We start from the raw sequence: 3,652 nt of genomic DNA, 5'->3' as shown, positions 1-3,652 counted from the left end.
CTTTTCATCAAAGAGGTTTTGCGCAATATCGGCTTTTCCTTGGCTTGAGTCTGGTCCATAGGCACGTAGTGTATACATATCCGGTAAGCCACCTCTTGTGGTATAGCCATTTACCAGTTTGAAAGAGTTTTCTTCTGCTTTTCCAGAAACTTGAATAAGTGAAAGACCACGGACATTGGCAGCAGCAGAGGTATTTGCTTCGATATTGTTCTCTTCTAAGTGCCCCGTGACATAAACTGATGTGTTGCCAGAGACATCCCCATGGATCAAAAGTCTATCGGTTTTTTGGTCATTTATTGCAGCACCATCACTCCAAGCCGTATTGAAGTAAATCTTTGCATCACCCGTTGCATTGTAGACTTCTTGCGTGTCTGGTTTACCAGAACCTATATGCAATGTTTGGTAATGCTCTTCTGTTGGTTTCTCAAAAACAATGGAGCTGTTATCGAGATTAAGCGTGGAAATATCAGAACGAGATCTTTGAGCGATATCAAGCAGATTGCCATCAGCATCTTTTTCTTTTGTACTGGTCTTTAGTGTCCATGTTGTCTTGTTTTTTAGATCAAAATGTACATTTCTGTCTTTAGCAATATTTGCTCTGCCTTCTAGAGTAGACTGATCAGTGCTTAAGGTGAAGGTGCCGTTGGAGATCGCTTTAACCTCTTTACCATCCCACAAATCTTTATCTTTCCATGACGTTTTGTCCCAAGCAATACCATTTCCTAGTAAAACATCGGCATGGACCTCTGATTTTTTAAGATTGACTGTGCCGATTGATGGAACTGTAGTATCTTCGATACTTTTTTCAACAACAGCTCCAATGAAAATTCCTGTGCCATTTTCAGCATGAAGCTCTGCATTGGTCAGATTGATCTCATTACTATGATATTTTTGTGGATCATGCGAGCCATTTGGATTATCATCGGAGAAAGTTGCGAATTGTAAACCGGCAACTTCTGCTGTGGCAGAAACATCTGTCAGATCAATATGTCCGCCATTTATTACAACCAGCGCAGCCATTTTTGCTTCTATTGTATTTTTCTTCCCCTTCTGAGGAGTATCGGATTGGGTATCTAGACCTTTAGAATTAGTATCAATAGCGCCATTAACCATCTTAATTGTGCCATCTTCACCAGTAGCGAGACCAATACCAACATTTTGAATAGTTGTTTTGCCATTTAATTCAACTATACTATCAGCCTCCCAAGTGCTTACACCAACGGTTTCTGCTTCGGACTCACCACCGATTATTGTTAAATCTCCGGTAATGATTTTACTCCCATCATCTGCATAAAGACCTTCATCAAAATTTTGAATGGTTGTTTTGCCAGTTAACTGAATTTCACTCCCAGAGCCCGATGTCCATACACCAGATCGTGCTTCATTGGGGTTGTCATTAATTGCTTTACCACCGACTATTGTTAAATCTCCGCTGGTAATTTTACCACCATTAAAGGCTCCAAGACCGTACGAAACTTTTTCAAAGGTTGTATGCCCCTTTAATTGAATTTCACTATTGGGATCAATGGCTATTATACCAGAAGTGCCGTATTCTTGGTTTTCATAAGCAGTTATTGTTAAATCTTCGCTGGTGATTTTACCACCTTTTTCTGCTCTCAGTCCGTCTCTAACTTTTTCAATGCTTGTTTTGCCTTTTAATTCAATTATGCTTCCAAAGCCATGGGCATTTGCACCGTTTCCGAAGTTATCGGTTGTTAGAGTAACATCCGTAATTTCAATACGTCCACCATTTTTTGTAAGTAATGCGTTTTCATGTCCATTCAAATTTCCTCCTATGACAGTCCCTCCTTTCATTGTGACCTTGGATTCTATACCATCTGCATGGAGTGCATTACCCTTAGATGATGCGACTGTAACATTGTTGTTTAAAGTAATGATGCTGCCGTTTCCAGCATATACCCCATCAGTTTCCCCATCGAGTGATCCTCCAGAGATTGTTATTGTCGAGTGATCATCTGCAAATATGCCTTTTAGTGCTTGAGTAACGGTTACATTGTTCAAGGTTACTGTGCTGTTTTTAGCACTTATTCCTAAGGATAGTGAACTGTTATCGTTTTCACTCGATATTACCACGTCTTCCAGCTTGTTTTTTTTACTCTTACTGTCAGAAAAGGAAGCACCAGTGCTAGATAAAATGCCAGATGAGGAGGCCTCCATTCCAGAATATGTAATTGTTCCCTTAGTCATTTGAAGTGTAGCACCGTCTTTGGCTTCAAGGCCTAAGAAAATACCAGAACCAGTGCCTTTAATGGTTGTGCCATCCAGTAACTCAATCGCACTGTTAGCACCTTCTGCTGTTACAGCATAGACGGTTTGGTTTGTGCCTTGGTTTATATCTTTATTCGTAACAATGGTTAAATGTTTTCCAATGATTTTGCCACCGTCTTTTGCGTGAATAGTTTCGTAGGTTTTATCGGATACTTCTTGTTGTTTTCCCTCAGAAACTACGAGGGTTTCAGCATGTGCACTGAACTGGATGTTGAACAGGATAATAGCGGCTGCAGCCGTACATGATAAAAGGGATGTTTTATACACTAGTATTCTCCTTATGAGAGCCCCAAAATATTCATTTCCCCGCGAACTTCATAAGAAGAAGTGAAAATGGATAGTTGTTATTACTTTCAGTAATTGTTTTTAATTTGGTAAGACATTTTTGGTTTTTTGTCAAAATTAAAAAATAATTGATATTAATTATGTATAATACAAAATGTATTTATAATGGATTTTATTTAAAGAATTATAATTTTGAATATTATTATTCAGAGAAATATTGTGAGATACTGATATAGTGGTACCATAACATCTTTTACGTGATGGTAGGGATTATTATATGACGCAAATTGGGGTTATGAGGGAACAAAAAAGGATGTAGAAGAAGCTAGTAAAAAAGCTAACTTACTTGGGCTTAAAGTGGGCTTTCATCTTTCAACACAGTGGTATTAATTTATTTCTAATAGACTTCTCTTTTTTTCAAAGTAGGAAGTACTCTTCATCCACTGGGGATGGAAGTGCTCTGTTGCGTTTGTTGTGTCTTGTCTTGGAGATTTTCGTAAAGAACTAAGTATAAAGAGGGAAGGGTGCTTTAAAAGGAAAAAGGATGACTTTAATGTACAAAAAGGGCAGCATATTGTGCTGCCCTTTTTGTTAAATTGAATAGAATGAATAGGCTATTTTTACAGCCTTGATTTAAAACTGATAGCGTATGCCGCCTGAGAAATNTTAAATTGAATAGAATGAATAGGCTATTTTTACAGCCTTGATTTAAAACTGATAGCGTATGCCGCCTGAGAAATTTGCTCCAGATATACCAGTTTTCTGAAGCTTTTGTTGATAACTTACATCACCATGAAGGGAGAAATTGTGAGACAGTTGCGCATTGATGCCAACGCCGCCTTCAATTGCAGGTCCCATAGGATCAAGGTCAAAATCTCTGCCAATCTGGATGGTACCATTATCACCAAAGGTTTTGATCAAGTTTACTTTTCCATAGAAAGACATTGGACGGTTGCTTTCAGTGGAAATGGTTTTTGTCAAACGTCCACCAACACGGATCAACCATTGAGAAGGATTTTTCATATCAACGGTAAAATTATCAGCATCTTCAATGGTATTAAACATCAAATGTTGATAG

At 38.3% G+C, this 3,652-nt stretch carries 2 protein-coding genes; both read right to left on the bottom strand.

Translation table 11 applies throughout. The annotated features are described in order from the left end of the window. The coding region (locus ACFIMK_RS00010) for an autotransporter outer membrane beta-barrel domain-containing protein (RefSeq protein WP_375684971.1) at nt 1-2,556 on the bottom strand (2,556 nt) is incomplete at its 3' end. A 726-nt stretch (nt 2,557-3,282) separates the two neighbouring features. Beyond that, the coding region (locus ACFIMK_RS00005; RefSeq protein ID WP_375693488.1) for an autotransporter outer membrane beta-barrel domain-containing protein at nt 3,283-3,652 on the bottom strand (370 nt) is incomplete at its 5' end.

This window comes from Bartonella sp. AP280QHHD, from assembly GCF_042196125.1.
Lineage (GTDB): Bacteria > Pseudomonadota > Alphaproteobacteria > Rhizobiales > Rhizobiaceae > Bartonella.
Note: the sequence above shows the minus strand (reverse complement) of the source record. Positions and strands in the feature narration are given on the sequence as shown.